Origin of the sequence: Nostoc sp. (assembly GCF_036919555.1) — a bacterium.
In the GTDB taxonomy this organism is placed as follows: Bacteria; Cyanobacteriota; Cyanobacteriia; order Cyanobacteriales; family Nostocaceae; genus Nostoc.
In genome coordinates this window covers 42,491-59,533 of sequence record NZ_JBALCS010000041.1, presented here as the reverse complement: position 1 = coordinate 59,533, position 17,043 = coordinate 42,491, and the positions used below count along the sequence as shown (strand labels likewise).

17 protein-coding genes are annotated in these 17,043 nt (G+C 41.6%); 7 read left to right on the top strand and 10 right to left on the bottom strand.

The genetic code is table 11. The features are described 5' to 3' along the window. The first annotated feature begins 100 nt into the window (after positions 1-100). A complete protein-coding gene (thiL, locus tag V7K36_RS12775) occupies positions 101-1,144 on the top strand; it encodes a thiamine-phosphate kinase (RefSeq protein ID WP_335116198.1) in 1,044 nt (347 codons plus the stop codon). Positions 1,145-1,218: 74 nt separating this feature from the next. Here thiL and V7K36_RS12770 read toward each other — a convergent pair whose 3' ends face one another. From V7K36_RS12770 to nadD, 3 genes are all read right to left on the bottom strand, one after another. Next, positions 1,219-1,398, bottom strand: a complete 180-nt coding sequence (locus tag V7K36_RS12770; RefSeq protein WP_335116196.1) for a hypothetical protein — start codon at positions 1,396-1,398, stop codon at positions 1,219-1,221. A gap of 193 nt (positions 1,399-1,591) precedes the next feature. Further along, on the bottom strand, positions 1,592-2,605 hold the full coding sequence (locus V7K36_RS12765; protein WP_334833180.1) for a type I glyceraldehyde-3-phosphate dehydrogenase: 1,014 nt from the start codon (positions 2,603-2,605) through the stop codon (positions 1,592-1,594). Positions 2,606-2,721: 116 nt separating this feature from the next. Further along, positions 2,722-3,348 carry a nicotinate (nicotinamide) nucleotide adenylyltransferase gene (nadD, locus tag V7K36_RS12760; protein ID WP_335116194.1) on the bottom strand — a complete coding sequence of 209 codons (627 nt, stop codon included), beginning with the start codon at positions 3,346-3,348 and terminating at the stop codon, positions 2,722-2,724. Between the two features lie 404 nt (positions 3,349-3,752). On the opposite strand from nadD, the gene murC reads away from it, so the two are divergent. The 4 genes from murC (at position 3,753) to V7K36_RS12740 (ending at position 7,478) form a co-directional block, all read left to right on the top strand. After that, complete coding sequence (gene murC, locus V7K36_RS12755) at positions 3,753-5,216, top strand: UDP-N-acetylmuramate--L-alanine ligase (protein WP_335116192.1); 1,464 nt, start codon at positions 3,753-3,755, stop codon at positions 5,214-5,216. 124 nt (positions 5,217-5,340) lie between these two features. Beyond that, positions 5,341-6,387 (top strand): UDP-N-acetylmuramate dehydrogenase, encoded by a 1,047-nt coding sequence (gene murB / locus V7K36_RS12750; protein ID WP_335116190.1) that lies wholly within the window; start codon positions 5,341-5,343, stop codon positions 6,385-6,387. 187 nt (positions 6,388-6,574) lie between these two features. After that, positions 6,575-6,922: a YbaB/EbfC family nucleoid-associated protein gene (locus V7K36_RS12745; protein WP_069070420.1), complete on the top strand. Its 348-nt coding sequence runs from the start codon at positions 6,575-6,577 to the stop codon at positions 6,920-6,922. A 76-nt stretch (positions 6,923-6,998) separates the two neighbouring features. Beyond that, the gene (locus V7K36_RS12740) at positions 6,999-7,478 is read left to right on the top strand and encodes a low molecular weight protein-tyrosine-phosphatase (RefSeq protein WP_335116204.1); all 480 of its coding nucleotides are present in this window, start codon (positions 6,999-7,001) and stop codon (positions 7,476-7,478) included. Positions 7,479-7,537: 59 nt separating this feature from the next. Here the strand turns inward: V7K36_RS12740 and V7K36_RS12735 are convergent, their stop codons facing one another. From V7K36_RS12735 to V7K36_RS12715, 5 genes are all read right to left on the bottom strand, one after another. After that, complete coding sequence (locus tag V7K36_RS12735; RefSeq protein ID WP_335116188.1) at positions 7,538-8,221, bottom strand: response regulator transcription factor; 684 nt, start codon at positions 8,219-8,221, stop codon at positions 7,538-7,540. A gap of 544 nt (positions 8,222-8,765) precedes the next feature. Continuing rightward, entirely contained in the window at positions 8,766-9,446 is a 681-nt protein-coding gene (hpsJ-A, locus tag V7K36_RS12730; RefSeq protein WP_335116186.1) for an HpsJ-like protein, cyanoexosortase A-associated, read from the bottom strand. 26 nt (positions 9,447-9,472) lie between these two features. Further along, complete coding sequence (locus tag V7K36_RS12725) at positions 9,473-10,189, bottom strand: cyanoexosortase A system-associated protein (protein ID WP_335116184.1); 717 nt, start codon at positions 10,187-10,189, stop codon at positions 9,473-9,475. After that, complete coding sequence (gene crtA, locus V7K36_RS12720; protein ID WP_335116182.1) at positions 10,186-11,037, bottom strand: cyanoexosortase A; 852 nt, start codon at positions 11,035-11,037, stop codon at positions 10,186-10,188. The genes V7K36_RS12725 and crtA overlap by 4 nt, the downstream gene beginning before the upstream one ends. After that, positions 11,034-11,921 (bottom strand): PFE-CTERM domain-containing protein, encoded by an 888-nt coding sequence (locus V7K36_RS12715; protein ID WP_335116180.1) that lies wholly within the window; start codon positions 11,919-11,921, stop codon positions 11,034-11,036. The genes crtA and V7K36_RS12715 overlap by 4 nt, the downstream gene beginning before the upstream one ends. Positions 11,922-12,625: 704 nt before the next feature. Here V7K36_RS12715 and smpB point away from each other — a divergent pair. After that, positions 12,626-13,093, top strand: coding sequence for an SsrA-binding protein SmpB (gene smpB / locus V7K36_RS12710; RefSeq protein WP_292767870.1), 468 nt, complete (start codon positions 12,626-12,628; stop codon positions 13,091-13,093). 181 nt (positions 13,094-13,274) lie between these two features. After that, positions 13,275-13,556 (top strand): WGxxGxxG family protein, encoded by a 282-nt coding sequence (locus V7K36_RS12705; RefSeq protein WP_335116202.1) that lies wholly within the window; start codon positions 13,275-13,277, stop codon positions 13,554-13,556. A gap of 63 nt (positions 13,557-13,619) precedes the next feature. Here the strand turns inward: V7K36_RS12705 and V7K36_RS12700 are convergent, their stop codons facing one another. Together V7K36_RS12700 and V7K36_RS12695 are read right to left on the bottom strand one after the other, a co-directional pair. Next, entirely contained in the window at positions 13,620-15,038 is a 1,419-nt protein-coding gene (locus V7K36_RS12700) for an IctB family putative bicarbonate transporter (RefSeq protein ID WP_335116178.1), read from the bottom strand. A gap of 266 nt (positions 15,039-15,304) precedes the next feature. Further along, positions 15,305-16,846, bottom strand: coding sequence for a GAF domain-containing sensor histidine kinase (locus V7K36_RS12695; RefSeq protein WP_335116177.1), 1,542 nt, complete (start codon positions 16,844-16,846; stop codon positions 15,305-15,307). Positions 16,847-17,043: the final 197 nt, after the last annotated feature.

Below are 17,043 nucleotides of genomic sequence, written 5' to 3'. Positions count from 1 at the left end.
AATGCCCAATGCCCAATGCCCAATGCCCAATGCCCAATGCCCAATGCCCAATGCCCAATGCCCAATGCCCAATGCCCAATGCCCAATGCCCAATGACCCAATGAATAGTGAGTTATCTTCCATAAAAGTAAAAGACATTGGTGAACAAGGTCTTTTAGAAAGATTGCAGCGCTTCTGTCCTCCTGAAATTATCGGCGATGATGCAGCAATACTTGAGACTGCACCAGAGCAATTTTTGGTGGTAACTACAGATTTGCTGGTTGATGGCGTACATTTTAGCAACCTCAGCACTTCCCCAGAAGATGCTGGTTGGCGAGCGGCTGCTGCCAATTTATCAGATTTAGCAGCAATGGGTGCTTTGCCATTGGGAATCACTGTCGGGTTGGGACTCCCCGGTGAAGTTAGGGTGAGTTGGGTTGAGCGATTATACCAGGGAATGACAGAATGCCTGCAAAAATACAATACCTCAATTGTTGGGGGTGATGTGGTGCGATCGCCTGTTACCACTCTGGCAATTACCGCTTTTGGTCAAGTTAACCCTAGTCAAATTATCCGCCGTTCTGCTGCTGTTGTCGGAGATGCGATCGTTGCTACAGGCGTTCATGGAGCCTCCCACGCTGGCTTAGAACTGCTCTTGCATCCCGAAGTAGGACAAAACCTCAAAGATATAGAACGCACGGCTCTAATCCGCGCACACCAGCGCCCACAGCCCCGATTAGATGTCTTACCAATCCTCTGGAAAATCTTAGCATCCCCATACCCAATGCCCAATGCCCAATGCCCAATGCCCATTTCTGGTATGGATAGCAGTGATGGTTTGGCAGATGCGATTATCCAAATTTGCCGCGCCAGTGGCGTTGGCGCTGTTCTAAAACGCAGACAAATTCCCGTACCAAAAACTTTTAACCGTTGGCTGACACCAGAGCAAGCGCTAGAATATGCTCTCTACGGTGGCGAAGACTTTGAATTAGTGCTGTGCTTACCACAAGAGTTAGCATCAGACTTAGTGCAACATCTTGGTGAAGGTGCTGCGATCGTGGGCAGGATTACAGCCGGATCAACAGTATTATTGCACGACGAACAAAAAAAACTTCCTGACCAAGTTCTGAGTCTTAGCCAGGGATTTCAACACTTCAAGAGTTAGAAGTTAGAAGTTATGAGTTTTAATTCCTAACTCTTCACTCCTAACTTTTTAACGAATCGCGGAAGTCCCCATCTTCAAGGTACTCCTAAGATGGGGATTGTGAGCCAAGCTTTGAGGATTGCATCTGGAATTGATTTTTTGCTTTGCAAAAACAAATTCTGGATGTATGACGAATCCCCAGGATTTTCTGGTAAGATATGTACTATCTTGACCATCAATGCCACAAGCGAAAACCAAGCTAATAGGTGAGGCACTCCGCCCTTGCGGTTCCCCGACTTGAAGGAAGTGCCGAACCCGTAAGGGTATATGTCGCAAGAAAAAGATTTGCGTCTTGGGAACCAGGACTCCTGCCCTTGGAGGGAATGTCAGACCAATAGAGCTACGGAGTTTTAGATGCTATTCCCGATGAATTGGGAAGCCCCGCCGTAAGACGGCGGGGTAGTTCACTTAAACCCACTTTTCAGCTACCAATTCAGCCAAATCCAAAACTCGTTGGCTGTAACCCCACTCGTTGTCATACCAGGCCATAACTTTCACTAGGTCATTACCCAAGACAAAAGTCAAGTTGGCATCAACAATCGAAGAAGCATCACAACCTTGATAATCAGACGATACCAGTTCTAGTTCGCTATAATCCAAAATACCTTTGAGTGAACCTTCAGCAGCATCTTTAAGAGCTTGGTTAACTTCTTCAGTAATAGTACGCTTCTCAACCTGAACTACGAAATCTACCATTGAGACGTTCGGGGTAGGTACACGCAAGGCAACTCCATTTAGCTTGCCTCTAAGCTCTGGGATTACCAGCGCTACTGCTTTTGCTGCACCCGTGGAGGTGGGTACAATATTGATCGCTGCTGCCCTCGCCCGTCGCAAATCCCGGTGAGAAGCGTCTAGCAAGCGCTGATCGCCTGTATAACTATGGGTGGTGGTCATCGTGCCTTTGATGATGCCAAACTTATCATTCAACACCTTGGCGATCGGTGCCAAGCAGTTGGTAGTACAGCTAGCGTTACTGATAATGTGGTGTTTGTTGTGGTCATAGTCGTGATGATTCACACCAATCACAAAAGTGCCATCCTCGTTTTTACCAGGAGCGGTAATCAGAACTTTCTTGGCTCCAGCATTCACATGCTTGAGCGCTCCTTCTTTGCTAGTAAACACCCCCGTTGCTTCGATAATTAGGTCAATTCCCCAATCTTTCCAGGGCAACTTTTCTGGGTTGCGATCGGATACGCACTTAATGGTCTTACCGTTAACGATGATAGAGTTATCATCGGCACTAATCTCAGCACCCCTGATCTTCCCTAGCATTGAGTCATACTTCAGCAGGTGAGCATTAGTTCTAGGGTCTGATGTGTCATTAATAGCGACAAGATCGATTTTACTATTCTCTCTACCCACCCAGCAACGCGTAAAGTTACGTCCAATCCGCCCGAAACCGTTGATTGCAACTCTAATCACAGTGTCTTGCCCTCTGTATTTATGCTTATATGTTGATATCATTGACCCCAATCATATCGCAAAGGGGGGAAACACTCTTAACCATAAACTGTTAGATCAATAAAAAAACACATAATTTATTCAGATTTGTGAGAGTAGAGGTTGTTGTTAGTGATATATGATCTAACCGATTCCGGGACTAAATAACGAATTGACTGGCGTTTGCGGCAAGATTTGCGAATTAGACTTGACGAAACTCCTACTAAAGGTATATTCAAGAGTTGCCAGTGAATGGCATGTGACTGCTCCCTGATTTGTTCCTCCACTTGCTTGCAGATTAATCTGCTTTGAGTTATAGTCTCACCACCTAGCAGTCGGGGTGCGATTAACCAATCACACATTTGTGCTAGTTCGTGTCCACGGTACCAACGGGGTAAGGTTTGGAAAGCATCCAAGCCCATAATCCAGTACCAGTGAGTATTTGGATAAGAAGCAGATAAATCGAACAGGGTGTTAATGGCATAGGAAGTCCCAGAGCGATTTGCCTCCACTAGTGAGACAGTAAACGCTGGGTTATCTTTTATGCCTAATTGCAGCATTTGCACACGATGCTCAAACAAAGCTGCTTCTTTGTGAGGAGGATTTAGAGATGGCACCCAAATTACCTTTTCAAGGGATACTTGATGCAAAGCTGTCTCGGCTACGAGCAGGTGTCCCCAATGAATTGGATCAAATGTGCCACCAAAAATTGCAACTTGTTGCATCCAGTTATGCCTGGGTTTTATGCAATTGAAAAATAGTTTCACTACCAATGTACTATTGTACTCAATTCACGTCTAGACTTGATGCAATTTCAAATCAGTTTCACTCAACAATGTATTATGTAGCCAATTCCAGTAAGGTAGCCAAAAATATGTATTTGACATTACAAGAATTTCTTTCCCGATGCGGCGAAAATTTTCAGAATAATCTTAAGAACAGTTCAAAAATAGCAAAAACCTCCAACCAAGGTAAAATCATTCTGAATAAGGAAAGCCAGGGCGGAAACATCCTTCGGGCATCAAACATAAACATCATATAGGAGCAGTTACGGTAATAAATCAAATTCCTGTTATGATACGCGTGTCATTTGCGATTATGGTGTGGTGTGGTGTAAAAGGAGCAATAAATGACTAATTCTGTAGATTTTAGTGGTAGACCATTTCATTTCATTGGCATCGGTGGCATAGGTATGTCTGCTCTGGCATACGTTCTCGCCAAGCGTCAATTTCCAGTATCAGGTTCGGATCTTCGTCCAAACCACATTACGCACAAGTTAGAATCTATCGGTGCTCATATTTTTGATAGACAAGAGGCCAGCAATCTCGAATTCTTTCGCCCTCAGGTATTGGCGAATGCAGTAGTATTAAATTCGCAAGAACAATTACCTACTGATACTAAGTCAGAACTGCCTCAAGTCATTTGTTCAACAGCAATTAACACGAATAATTTAGAATACAAAGCAGCGCTAGAATTAGGTTGTCCAATCTTACATCGTTCAGATGTACTGGCAGCTTTAATTGCCGATTACTACAGTATTGCAGTGGCAGGAACACACGGCAAAACGACAACCAGTAGTATGATTGGCTATATGCTTCTGCAAGCTGGTTTAGACCCAACGATTTTAGTAGGTGGCGAAGTAAATGCTTGGGAAGGTAATGCTCGATTGGGACAAAGCCAGTATTTGGTAGCCGAAGCAGATGAATCTGATGGTTCCTTGGTAAAACACGCTCCAGAGATTGGCATCATCACCAATATTGAACTCGATCATCCTGACCATTACGATACATTAGAAGAAGTCATTGACATCTTCCAGACATTTGCTAAGGGTTGTAAAACGTTAATAGGTAGCATTGACTGTGCTACAGTGCGCGATCGCTTGCAACCTACCCTGAGCTACAGCTTACACTCAGATACAGACGCTGATTACACCGTCACCAATATTGATTATCGTGCTGATGGGACCACGGCTTTAGTTTGGGAAAGAGGCAAAGCTTTGGGCGTGTTGAAGTTGCGGCTGCTCAGTCGGCACAATCTCAGTAATGCCTTAGCAGCAGTAGCTGTTGGTCGCGCTTTGGGCTTAGAATTTGGAGAAATTGCCAAAGGTATCGCCACTTTTGAAGGAGCAAGACGCCGTTTTGAGTTCCGGGGTGAAGTTGATGGTATTACCTTCATTGATGACTATGCTCATCATCCCAGCGAGATTCGCGCAACTCTCGCCGCAGCCCGTTTACAAGCAAGACCAGGGCAAAGAGTGGTTGCCATCTTCCAACCCCATCGCTATAGCCGGACACTGACCTTTTTAAAAGAATTTGCCGAGTCTTTTACCCATGCTGATTTGATTGTGCTGACTGATATTTACAGTGCAGGTGAACCAAATTTAGGGCAAATTAGTGGTGAACATCTAGCGGCGGAAATTGCTAAACAGCATTCGCAGGTAGTTTATCAACCAACTTTACCTTCAGTGTGTGAGTTTTTGGTGCAAACACTACGCCCAGGTGACTTGGCGCTGTTTTTGGGGGCTGGGAACTTGAATCAGGTGATTCCTGAAGTAATGACGACACTTTGTGAACCTGCTAAAGCCACATCCTAAGTGGAGACTTTGCGAAGTTTTATTTCTGAGCAAAGCGCCCGTCTAGCAACGATTCCATAGGTTAACTCTATTACCGTATCTTTGCGGTAAATAAATGTAAAAATTTTACCAATATAAAGTAAAGATGACAATTTCCCAGGCAGCTGGAAACGTCTGCACAGTTTCTGCTTTGAATACAAAGAAACACCAAACAACTAATTCGGTAGATAGTGAAGTAATTTACTTACCCAATACTGATTGTGCGATCAAGTCCCAGGCTTCCTTGTCAGCGTTTACTTCCTATAGAGTTGGAGGAGCAGCTGATTTGTATGTTGCCCCCCGAAACTTAGAAGCACTGCAAGCAAGTCTTAAATACGCAAAAGAACGTGATTTAAAGGTGACAACACTCGGAGCAGGTTCTAACTTGCTGGTGAGCGATCGCGGTATAACAGGTTTAGTGATTGCTACTCGTCATCTCCGCTTCAGCTACTTTGACCCAGAGACAGGTCAATTAACCGTTGCTGCGGGAGAATCAATTCCCAGCTTGGCATGGGCGGCAGCAGAATTAGGTTGGCAAGGATTGGAGTGGGCTGTTGGCATCCCCGGAACAGCCGGAGGCGCCGTGGTGATGAATGCCGGGGCACATAATAGCTGTATCGCAGATATGTTAGTTAGCGCCCAGGTACTTTCACCCGATGGTACACTGGAAACTCTGACCCCAGAACAGTTAGGTTATAGCTATCGGACTTCATTATTGCAAGGTGGCGAGTCTCCTTCTCCTGGCAAAGACGCTGCGCGAACGGAGAGGCGTCGCCAACGCATAGTCACCCAAGCCACCTTACAACTCACCCCAGGTACTGACCCAGCAAAAGTTGTGGCAATCACCAAACAACACAAAAAGCATCGGTTAAGCACCCAACCATACAACTTCCCCAGTTGTGGCAGTGTGTTCCGCAATCCCAAACCTTACAGTGCTGGCTGGTTAATTGAACAAACTGGTCTCAAAGGCTACCAAATTGGTGGGGCACAAGTAGCACTACTCCATGCTAATTTTATCGTTAACCGTGGTGGAGCCAAAGCTAGTGATATCTTCTGTCTTATTCGCCACATCCAACATCAAGTACAAGAACGTTGGTCTATTAATTTAGAGCCAGAAGTCAAAATGCTCGGAGAGTTTCAAGCTGCTTGTTGAAACTTTCAATTCAGGGGATGGGGGTTGGGAACTGGGGAGATGAGAGATATCAGGGAGATGGCGTGTAAGCAATGCCCAATGCCCAATTCTAGGATGCATTAATTATTGGTAAAAAAAGAGGCAAATTACTTACCGCATCTATAATTGAATTTGATTTGTTATTCAACGCACACGCGTACAAATAATTATGACAGGAAAAGGACAGGGATTCGGCTTTGGCTTAGGAAAAATGAAAGAATTGGCCGAAGCTTTTAAGAAAGCGCAGCAAGTTCAAGAAGGCGCAAAGCGACTCCAAGAAGAATTGGAGCAAATGGAGATTCTAGGAGAATCTGGCGGTGGTCTGGTGAAGGTGATTGTCAGTGGGAACCAAGAACCCAAGCGGGTGGAAATTTCTCCAGATGCTCTAGGGGAAGGTGCAGAAGTACTTTCTGATCTAGTGACAGTAGCAATGAAAGAAGCTTACAACAAGTCCACAGCAACAATGCGGGAACGTATGGAAGAATTAACCAGTGGACTGGAACTTCCTGGATTTTAGTCAAGAGTCATTGGTCATTGGTCATTGGTCAAAGGACAAGTGACAAATGACTATTGACAAAGGACAAAAAATATCTATGCCTTACAAGTTGCTATTTGTCTGCTTAGGTAACATCTGCCGATCGCCATCGGCAGAAAACATCATGAATCATCTAATTGAGCAGGCTGGCTTGAGCGAACACATCCTCTGTGACTCTGCTGGTACATCTAGTTATCACATTGGTAGCCCACCTGACAGACGCATGAGTGCTGCGGCTGCTACAAAGTTGGGAATTAAACTGCGTGGTCGAGCACGCCAGTTTCAAAAGTCAGACTTTCAAGACTTTGATCTGATTTTGGCGATGGATCAAGAAAATTATGAGAACATCCTCACTCTTGACCAAACTAAGCAATATCAGCATAAAGTGCGTTTGATGTGCGAGTTTTGCTCTCAACACACTTTAAAGGAAGTTCCAGATCCCTATTACGGTGGTCAAGAGGGATTTAATCGGGTTATTGATTTACTGATCGATGCTTGTGAAGGTCTGTTGACAAAAATTAGGAGTTATGAGTTATGAGTTAAAACTTCTAACTCCCCACTTTTAACTCCTAACTCCTCACTCTTAACTCCTAACTTTCATTCCACCAGTCCATGCTTAATCGCAAAACGCACTAATTCTGCTCGATTGCTGGTTGAAGTTTTTCTCAATAAACTACTAACGTACTTTTCCACTGTTCGAGGACTCAGGTGTAGCTGAAGACCCATTTCGGCATTAGAAAGACCATGAGTCAATAACTCTAGGACTTCCTGTTCTCTATGAGTTAGGGATAAGTGCAAGTGGGATTTCTGAATTTGAGTGGACAGAGAATTCTGGACATCCACCGCTTTTGTCGAGGCGGAAATGCCCAAACTCTGTTTATGAGAAAACCGATACTCCGATTGAATGATTTGCGATCGCTCCAAAAGATTGCGGATTGCTGCTGCTAACTCTTCCAGTTCAAAAGGCTTCGGTAAGTATAAATCGCACCCTGACTGATAGCCCATAATTCTTTCTTGGGTCTTAGTGCGTACCGTTAATAAAATTACAGGCAATAAACGAAACACTGGTTGTTGACGCACCCGGCGCACCAATTCATAGCCATTCATCCGTGGCATAACGATATCCGTGACAATCAAATCAGGATGATATTCATCCACCATGAACAAAGCCTCTTGACCGTCATTAGCCGTGATCACCGAGTAGCCAGACAGTTCAAGATAGTCGCTAACAGACAGACGAGTGCCCAAATCATCATCCACTACAAGGATCGTCAATGGCATGGACAATACATCCCTAACATTTTTTTACTCAGAAATTTGCTTCTACGTGCTTCATCAGTGAACACAGGCAAGAATAGTGTTCTTATGTTTTATACATGAAAGCATGACCAGCTAAGAAATGCCTCAAGGTTGATTTATAAAGAAAATCTTAAATCTGTAGGATGAGTTAACGAAGTTAAATTTACCTTTGACTCCCTCTGCTTGGGAGGCACAGAAAGCTTTGTAATTTGTAACAACTCATCAATAAGGCAGAGTAAATGCTGATCATAGTGTAACTTTTTATTAAGTTAATTAATAATTTTTCAAAAGCTAAGTATGGCTTTGCCTAAGTTCATAGCGAATGGAATCAAACAAACTTTGCGCTCCTCTGCGCCCCTAGCCAGGGGTAAGGCGAAGCGCCTATGCATTTAAATTTCAACCCTCAATTGCCACGGATTTCCTTTCATTGTGTACTTAGACTCCCGAATTTAACAACTCTCTTGTCTGCCTTGTCCCCCTTCCAATCCCTAATGTGCAGCCACTATAAACAGGTACATCACTAAGATCAACGTGCCCAGTGTGTAACACGCCAAATCGAAATAAAAGCAAATGAACAAATGAAAGCACCTAAATTCCATTTTATAGAATTTCTAATGAGTTCTTTGTGTGTATTATTTTGTACTACGTGAGATTGATTATTAGTGTTTTTTTCTAATTGCCAAATTTGTGATAAAAGTTGACTTTTCACCTCTTGAGGATTTTTTAACTCTGGCGTATTCTCTTGGGGATTTAAAGATTTTATGATTTGATTGATATCTTGGTTTGTTGTCGCCTTACTCAACACTTTTTTAATTTGTTGCATTTGGGTAATCTGTTGTGATGAATGATTTATAATTTGCGCCCGATTTTGATTATCGATACGCCAGGTATTATTAATTCCTAAAGGCAGAAGCAATAAGAATAAAATCCCAGCTAATAGAGCAGCCCATGAAATAAAATTTAATAGATATATCTCTACTTGTCTCCGATAATTTATTTCTCCAAAAAATACAAGCATTGATCCTATTAAAGGTAAAGGTGCATGTTCTACTAGCGCTCCTATCATTTGAAATTCCCAGACAGGATTAGTAAACTGAAAGGGAATAAAAATATTGACAACATCAATAAAAGACAATATTAATAATATGTAACCAAGAAAACGCAAATTAAAAATAGAAGACCAGTAATCTTTGTCTAAGTTATTCATAATTAACTATTTATATTTGTTAAAATTTAATGTTTAGGAAAGCGAGGACTCCACCAACGATAACAAGATAACCAAGCTTTTTCCAATAATTTATAGGCACTTTGATAGTCAGCATTATTTACAGCAATGGATAAATGTGCCCATAAACAACGTCTATCTAAAAAGCTTTGCTCGCCAATAAACCAAGGTAGAAAACGATTGAAGCGAATATTATAAATGTGTCTATTGTGAAGAAATTGTTCTGTAGTAAATGTACTATCACCTTGGGGATTTATACAGCTACTTAGATATGCCTTATTTTGATAGGTAAACAAACCATAATATCCTATCCCTAGCTGCTGGCGTACTGTTTTAAATACCTTACCAGGAGGCAAATTTATAGTCGTATTATTTATTATTAATCCTTCAACGTCCCCTGATGTACCTACCACATAACGCATCTCTATATCCACAGGAATGCTGTTATAGCTATATCGATAGCGCCTACCAGCAATTATAGCATCATATTTTCTTGATTCTTGTACCACTTTATCAATTAATAATTGACTTTCTAAGATTTTCCCGTCTGTTAATAAGACATTGGCTGGAAATACAAACTTGCTAACTTGATGACTCGCAGCATCGGCATCAAATATTAACTTTCCTAAGGTAACAAAAACCCCAATACAAGTTATAGCTAGCAATGATATTCGGATATGTACCCAAAATTTCATTTCTTTTTTCCATTGAGTAAATTTAATCATGCTGGTTTCTTTTGCATTAGTGTCCAATGACAGACAAATCCAAAAGCTAAAATCGAAATTGTAGAAAATATTTGATTTCCAGATTCCCCATGCCAGTATTCAAAACCTTGATGATTGGAGTTTGCTAGTAGCAATGTCATCAATACTAATCGGAAAATGTTAATAATAAATGCTAGAGATACAGCCACAATTGGTAACATGATTTTTTGAAATATATTAAGAGGAAATACTAAAATAAAAACCAGTGATAATTGTAATAATAATAATATGGCATTTAAGCCAGAACAACCAGGATATATCTCGATGCCTCCTGTGGGAAGAATGACTTTCACGCCTTGACGATAGACGGCAAAACCTAGATACCAAAGCACAAAGTTTGAAACCTTAGCAGCTAACAAACTAACATCTATTTTGGCTGCAACTAACGATAGAAGTAATCCATCAGATAAGGATAAAAGCAAAATTATAAATTCTTGCCAGTATTGCTTTAATCCTTTAATTCCTGATGCTATTAAAGCCAGCCCTAAAAATGAAAATAAAGCAAATATTTTGATAAAAAAAGATTCAAACCAGAACAAAGATAAACTTTTGATTAGAATAAAGCTAATCAAGAATAAGCCAATGAAAGTAGAAAATAAGTCGCTTTTTAGATTAAGGATATGCTGTTTTTTCCAAATTAAATATAGTATAATTGTTAAAAATAAACCTCTGAGAGTTAGAGCATCAATACTACCAATAAATTTCCAATTTAAATCGAGTTGAATGATTGTTAAACCAACAGCGATCGCCGATAGCCAAAAGTTAGATTTTTTTAGCTGTTCTATAATATCAAAGCCAGATACTTTCATGACTTTTTCTTTTTTAACAAATGATTTATAATACTCCCAGCGACTAATGCAAAAATTCCAGCAGTCGGTGAAAATTCGTAGGGTACGCCAGCACTATTATTGGTAAGAGTTATAGATTGAAGGCCGATGTTAGCTCGTGCAGATGTAGTATCATCTCCTAGAAAAACAAAGTTAGGAGTTTTATAAACATCACTTCCAACTCCACTAGCTGCGGTGTAGTCGCGTAGCAAACCACTCAAGAGAGTAGTCGCACCATTAGTTAGCGTATAGTTATTACCAGAAACATTTAAATCATAAGTAGTGAGGCTTGATAGCAAACTGGAAACGCTAGTTATTTGTTCAGCAGGAGAAATAGAATTAAAAGAGGAATTAACCTGAGCAAAAATATCAGTATTTCTAAAACCTATTTCTATTCCTTGTTTGTCACTACTGAGAACTATGACGCTGAAGCCAGCACGATAAGGGCCATTAGTTCCATCGTTGAATTGAGAGTTAATCTTCACAGTAAAACTCAGGTCATAACCAGCATTTCTATCTAGAGAAGGAAATGATGAGTTAACCAGGGTAGTAGGGGTAATGACAGAAAAAGGCGAAACTGGCGGGTTAGCGACATTATAGTTGCTATAGCCACCATATATAGCGTTGCTAGAACTAGAACTGGTATCTAAATTTGTTAACCCACCACTAACACTTTGTGTTCCAATAGGAGTAGTGCCAGTGACAGGATTCACACTGCCGAAATTTAGCCACTGGGATGGTGCATTATATTGATTGGGTGTGACACCTGATGCGCCATCATAAAGAGTAATTACTCCAGCCATACTGCGGTTTCCTGTCAGTAGCATGGTCAATCCAATGCTAAGAACAACTAATTTGTTTCTCATGATGATACATGTATGTAGATAATTACGGCAATCTGAAAACACATTGAATCTCATTGTAAGTAGACCGAAAAGTTCAGCGATGCCTAGTTTGGGCTACGCCTACGCTAAAAAATATTAGTTTACGATACCGTTTTTTGGAGACTGCACAAAAGCTGATTGCTGGGATTAATCATAAAATTAGCTTATGGATGAATCACCCACAATCAATCCAAACCAGGCTTAGGTAAGATAAATTTTATATACCACTCCATAGTTGCAGTCTATGGTTTGACGCAGAAACTTAAACATCTATTTGAGGGTAAAGAAATGGGAGAAAACTTATCTTGAACTTCTTTTGAAATGGCTAAAATAATGTTAACTTTTCAAAAAGCGATCGTAAAGAGCATATTTAGGTTAAAAGACATTGCAGCAGCGATCGCTATGATATTGCTAAATTAACTAAGGAAATCAAAATCAAGGCCAGCTAGCTGCAATCAACAATGGTATCTATTGCTACTTCGTTATCGGATATTCCAAACCATTAGCCACGCTTATTATTGGCTCCAGGTAACTTAAATTTGCCGGAAAACTCTTAATTATGAACTCAGAAAAGCTAAATTAGTGATATACAGTTCAACATTTATAGCGGTTATAAGATAAACCCTATAATTCATAAGCCAATCCAAATAATTTTTTAGGTACATTTAAAGCACACAAAATTATCAATGAGCGACAAGAACGAAGGTTACAAAGTTATTAGCGACAACCGTCAAGCCCGTTATTTGTATGAAATTCTGGAAACTTACGAAGCTGGAATTGAATTGACAGGAACCGAGGTGAAGTCGATTCGTGCGGGTAAAGTTAATCTCCAAGATGGCTATGCTTTGCTTCGCAATGGCGAAGCATGGTTGATCAATGTGCATATCTCGCCTTATACCGCTAGTGGACAATATTTCAATCATGAACCACGGCGTACACGCAAGCTGCTGCTGCATCGCCAAGAACTCCGCAAGTTAATTGGCAAAGTAGAACAGCAGGGTTTAACTTTAATCCCTTTGAAAATGTATCTCAAACGAGGCTGGGTAAAAGTGAGTATAGCCCTTGGCAAAGGTAAAAAGCTCCACGATAAGCGAGAAGACCTGAAACGACGCCAAGACCAGCGTGATATTCAACGGGCAATGAAAAACTATTAAGGGTCAGTGTGGCTAAACTATCACACCAAAGTCAGAAATGGATTGCGGTGAAAAGCATTTTGTATCTCTATAGCGTGAGTTATGAAAATGCCTAATTTATAGCCGCAGATTGATTTTGCTAAGGATGGGACTCGATATAATGGTGAGTAAATTCGGATGGCATGAAGAATTGTCACAACTTATGAAAAGTAATTTCATTACATCTGTTGGCGCTGGCGTTCTTAGCTTGAGTATGGCAATTTTACCCTTAACTCTATCCGCACAAGCTCAGACCACTGCTAACCCCGGAGTCACTACTGCTCCAACAACGACGACTTACGATGATCACAAGGATTTTGATTGGGGTTGGCTAGGATTAATTGGTCTATTAGGTTTAGCTGGTTTGGCTGGCAAAAAGCGTGATGGCAAACCGACTGCTTATCGAGACCCTAATGCTCCAGGTGGCACCACCTACAAGGACTAGACAATTCAAAATTAACTCATTTGTCAGTTGTTCAGTATAAAAACAACTGACAACTTACTGATGTTAGTTTACTGTTGGTTCTAAGTTAGATGAATATGTGTGGTTTTGAGCTAAAGGTGTCCAGTAACTGGCAATTAAGGCAACTATCAGCCACCAAAGGGTATTTACTTCAGGACGATACCAGACAGTATCTACGGTGCCGTGAGCTAGCATACCCAACAAAATAGCGATCGCTCCAATTAACCAAAATCCCTCTACACTTCTCAATTTTCGTAATCGTTGCACTTGCAAAAATGCCGTATTAAATGTCACGATTATTAGCCAGAGAAAGCAGGCTAAACCAACAAAGCCAGTTTCTACAGTCACTTCAAACAATATTGAATAAGCACTCAAAGCAGTGTAACGAGGGTGTTGGTAGAGGGGATAAACTTTATTAAAAGAGCTGTGACCGGGACCAATGCCGAAAATCGGGCGATCGCGAATCATCTCAAAGACAGCATCCCACACATTTCGGCGAAAATTATTACTACTATCTTTGCGATCGGCAAAAATACTGAACACCCGCAGGCGAACTGGCTCTAGAAATATCACTGCTAGCAGCAATACCCCGATCAAACCTCCTAAGACAATCGGTAGCGACCAAGTACGCCAAAAACGAGGCATTTCCACGCTTTTCCAATAAACTAGCAATGCCATCACAGCCAAAAATGCCACTACTAATCCAATCCAACCGCCACGACTAAAAGTTAGGATCAGGCAGGAAGTATTGACAATTAACATTGTTAATGCTAAAGCTTTTTTAGGATAGCTTTGCCATGCAAAAATTGCCACTAAGCTAAAAATGACTGCTGGTAAGAGGTATCCAGCTAACAAGTTGGGATTGCCTAAATAACTGTAGACCCTTGTAGTCTTAGACATAGGAGATTCTGGGTCAACCCAAGTTGCCAGTGCTGTGGCTCCAAAAAACCATTGCCGCAACCCATATATACTGACAATTAACGATATGTGCAGGTAAAGGATGATAATCCACGACCGGAGGCGAGGCGACCTTAATACCCTGGCACAAAGGGCAAATAGTAGCAAATACAAGGTCAACGTTCCCAAGTCGTTAAGCGCCGCCTTTTTCACTGGTGATAATGCTGTTGCGACTGCGGCAATTCCCCAGTAGAGCAATACCAGCAGGTGAATGGGAGTGACTGACGAGACATTTGCTGGTGTGACTTCATCAGATAAAGTCAACAACAGCCAAAATCCCACACAAGCCACCAGCAACAAGCCCACCAATGTACTTGAGGCAAAAGGTGCAAGGGCATATATTAAGCTGAGTAAAGCAGCTGCTGTCGCATCTCCCCACTGGAGTAAGACGCTGGTTTGCCGCCAAGAACTCAACAGTCCAACCAGAGAACGATGTACGTAACTGGTAGCAAGATATTCTTTGAGCGGTAAAGATGATAAAGTAAATCGTTGCCAGACTAAATTCATAAAAAACATTGCGATCAATTAGCCTGCCGACGCAGAACTTGGAATTGATCATAATGCCTATGGCTATAAAAAGGTAATAACGGAGATTGCAATCTCCGTGGTGGCATTCTTATTCTTAGCCATCAGCCACTACCTTTAATCCGAAACTACTTCATCTACTTAGTACACAGCAAATAGATCAAAATACCTCTTTCCCAATCCCTACTCCCCAGTTCTCATACACTATCACCTGTCAGATGTTCCCTATAGATTGTAATCAGACACCGTTAATTAGCTTGTGAGGGACTCGCCAGTTGCAGTGGCAAAGAAAGCACATAACGATATCCTGATTCTGGTGTACCTTGAATCAAAATTTGTCCACCGTGCAACTCTGCTAGCTGACAACTTAGCAATAGACCCAAGCTTTCACGAGAAAGACTTCCATGTGATTTAGCTAAATTTATACCTGAACTACTAGCAAAGAATTTTGAGTGGGAATCACTCAAGTTTTTTGAATTGTTCACTACTGATGAAGTATCTGGTTGCTCTTGACTGTCTGTATGAGTATTGTAAGTTGCTACCTCACCTGTCAGATCCAACAGCGATAAAGAATTCAGACGGAAGTAGGGATCAACCTCAGTTATGCCGTCCCCTAGCCAAGGATGGGAAACCCAAATAGTAATGTTGAGCATATCTTCCTTGTAAGAGACATGAATGCGAACAATGCTACCTGTAGCCGCAAGTTGAATCACACTGAAAACCAGGTGATAGAGGATTTGCCGCACCTTGTCTTTATCTAAAGGCAAAATGCGATTGCGTCCCGGTTCTATAGAAAGGCGAATATCTTGCTCGCGGCGATTAGCCACTTCTTCTAGAGTATTGATAGCTTGTTGACACAGCATTTCGATATCCACAGGAGCTACATTCAGCACAGTAGAGTTTTCATCCATAGCTCCTAGTTCGGTAATTTCGTTTACTAGGGAAAGTAAGTACCGACCACTGTGTTGGATAATTTCCAAATATTCTCTCTGCTTAGTCGTCAAAGGCCCATAAATCTCACGTCCTAAAACACTAGCCATACCGAGTACAGATGTTAAGGGCGTGCGTAACTCGTGAGTTAGCTGACCCAAAAGTTCCAGTTTCAGTTGCTTAGTAGAAAGGGAGTCGCTATCTTTAGTGGGTGGGGTGATTTTAATCTCGGTGTTACGTTCCTCATTGAGTGAAAATATCGGAGTGTTCTTGGGAGTCCTTGATTTGAGTTTCCCTTGCAAGAGTCGGTTACGCTCAAATTCACTCATGCTCCAACGAGCTATGATTTGTAAAAACTCAATGTCTCGGGGTGTAAAACTGCGCGGTACTAAATCCATCACCGCCAATGCACCCAAACAATTTCCCTCAGCATCAATCAGTGGCGCTCCTAAGTAAGCACGAATACCATAATCCTGCACCAGCTTGCTGCTAGCAAGGACTGGATCTGTAAATTTATGTGTATCATTAATTACAAATACTTGAGAATTTTCTACTACCTGAGTGCAAAAGGATTCCCGGCGTGATAGTTGGCGGCTTTGTGCCAAATGATTCATTAATCCCAGCCTAGATAAGCCCACCGCCGACTTGAACCAATGGCGTTCTTGATCCACAAATCCCAAAATGGAAATTGGTGCTTCCAAAAAGTGGGCAGCAGTCTGTGTGGCTTCTTCAAAAACCGGAATCGTTTCGGGTTGCCGCAAACCTAAATCTGACAAAGCTTTGAGGCGTTGTTGTTCTCTTGATTCAGGAGAATCCCAACCATCCTTTAGGGCAAATAATTTGTTTTCAGGCTCTACCATTGCCACTGTTACCTTAATAATTTATCGATACTGTAATTGATACAAGTCCTATTTCTAGGTTATCAATTCCTATCTTTAAGCATTCCCTAATTTTGCCTCTGACAAACAAGTTTGGGACAAAATTTTTTTACCCCTTCGATTAAGTCGGTAACGCGCTCTTTACTACTTACTATTTACTGGTGCTGAATGTTCTCTAT

Coding starts and splice junctions, on each gene's coding strand:
- thiL (WP_335116198.1), top strand. CDS start 101: ATGAATAGTGAGTTATCTTCCATAAAAGTAAAAGACATTGGTGAACAA.
- nadD (WP_335116194.1), bottom strand. CDS start 3,348: ATGCAACAAGTTGCAATTTTTGGTGGCACATTTGATCCAATTCATTGG.
- murC (WP_335116192.1), top strand. CDS start 3,753: ATGACTAATTCTGTAGATTTTAGTGGTAGACCATTTCATTTCATTGGC.
- murB (WP_335116190.1), top strand. CDS start 5,341: ATGACAATTTCCCAGGCAGCTGGAAACGTCTGCACAGTTTCTGCTTTG.
- V7K36_RS12745 (WP_069070420.1), top strand. CDS start 6,575: ATGACAGGAAAAGGACAGGGATTCGGCTTTGGCTTAGGAAAAATGAAA.
- V7K36_RS12740 (WP_335116204.1), top strand. CDS start 6,999: ATGCCTTACAAGTTGCTATTTGTCTGCTTAGGTAACATCTGCCGATCG.
- V7K36_RS12735 (WP_335116188.1), bottom strand. CDS start 8,221: ATGCCATTGACGATCCTTGTAGTGGATGATGATTTGGGCACTCGTCTG.
- hpsJ-A (WP_335116186.1), bottom strand. CDS start 9,446: ATGAATAACTTAGACAAAGATTACTGGTCTTCTATTTTTAATTTGCGT.
- V7K36_RS12725 (WP_335116184.1), bottom strand. CDS start 10,189: ATGATTAAATTTACTCAATGGAAAAAAGAAATGAAATTTTGGGTACAT.
- crtA (WP_335116182.1), bottom strand. CDS start 11,037: ATGAAAGTATCTGGCTTTGATATTATAGAACAGCTAAAAAAATCTAAC.
- V7K36_RS12715 (WP_335116180.1), bottom strand. CDS start 11,921: ATGAGAAACAAATTAGTTGTTCTTAGCATTGGATTGACCATGCTACTG.
- smpB (WP_292767870.1), top strand. CDS start 12,626: ATGAGCGACAAGAACGAAGGTTACAAAGTTATTAGCGACAACCGTCAA.
- V7K36_RS12705 (WP_335116202.1), top strand. CDS start 13,275: ATGAAAAGTAATTTCATTACATCTGTTGGCGCTGGCGTTCTTAGCTTG.
- V7K36_RS12700 (WP_335116178.1), bottom strand. CDS start 15,038: ATGAATTTAGTCTGGCAACGATTTACTTTATCATCTTTACCGCTCAAA.
- V7K36_RS12695 (WP_335116177.1), bottom strand. CDS start 16,846: ATGGTAGAGCCTGAAAACAAATTATTTGCCCTAAAGGATGGTTGGGAT.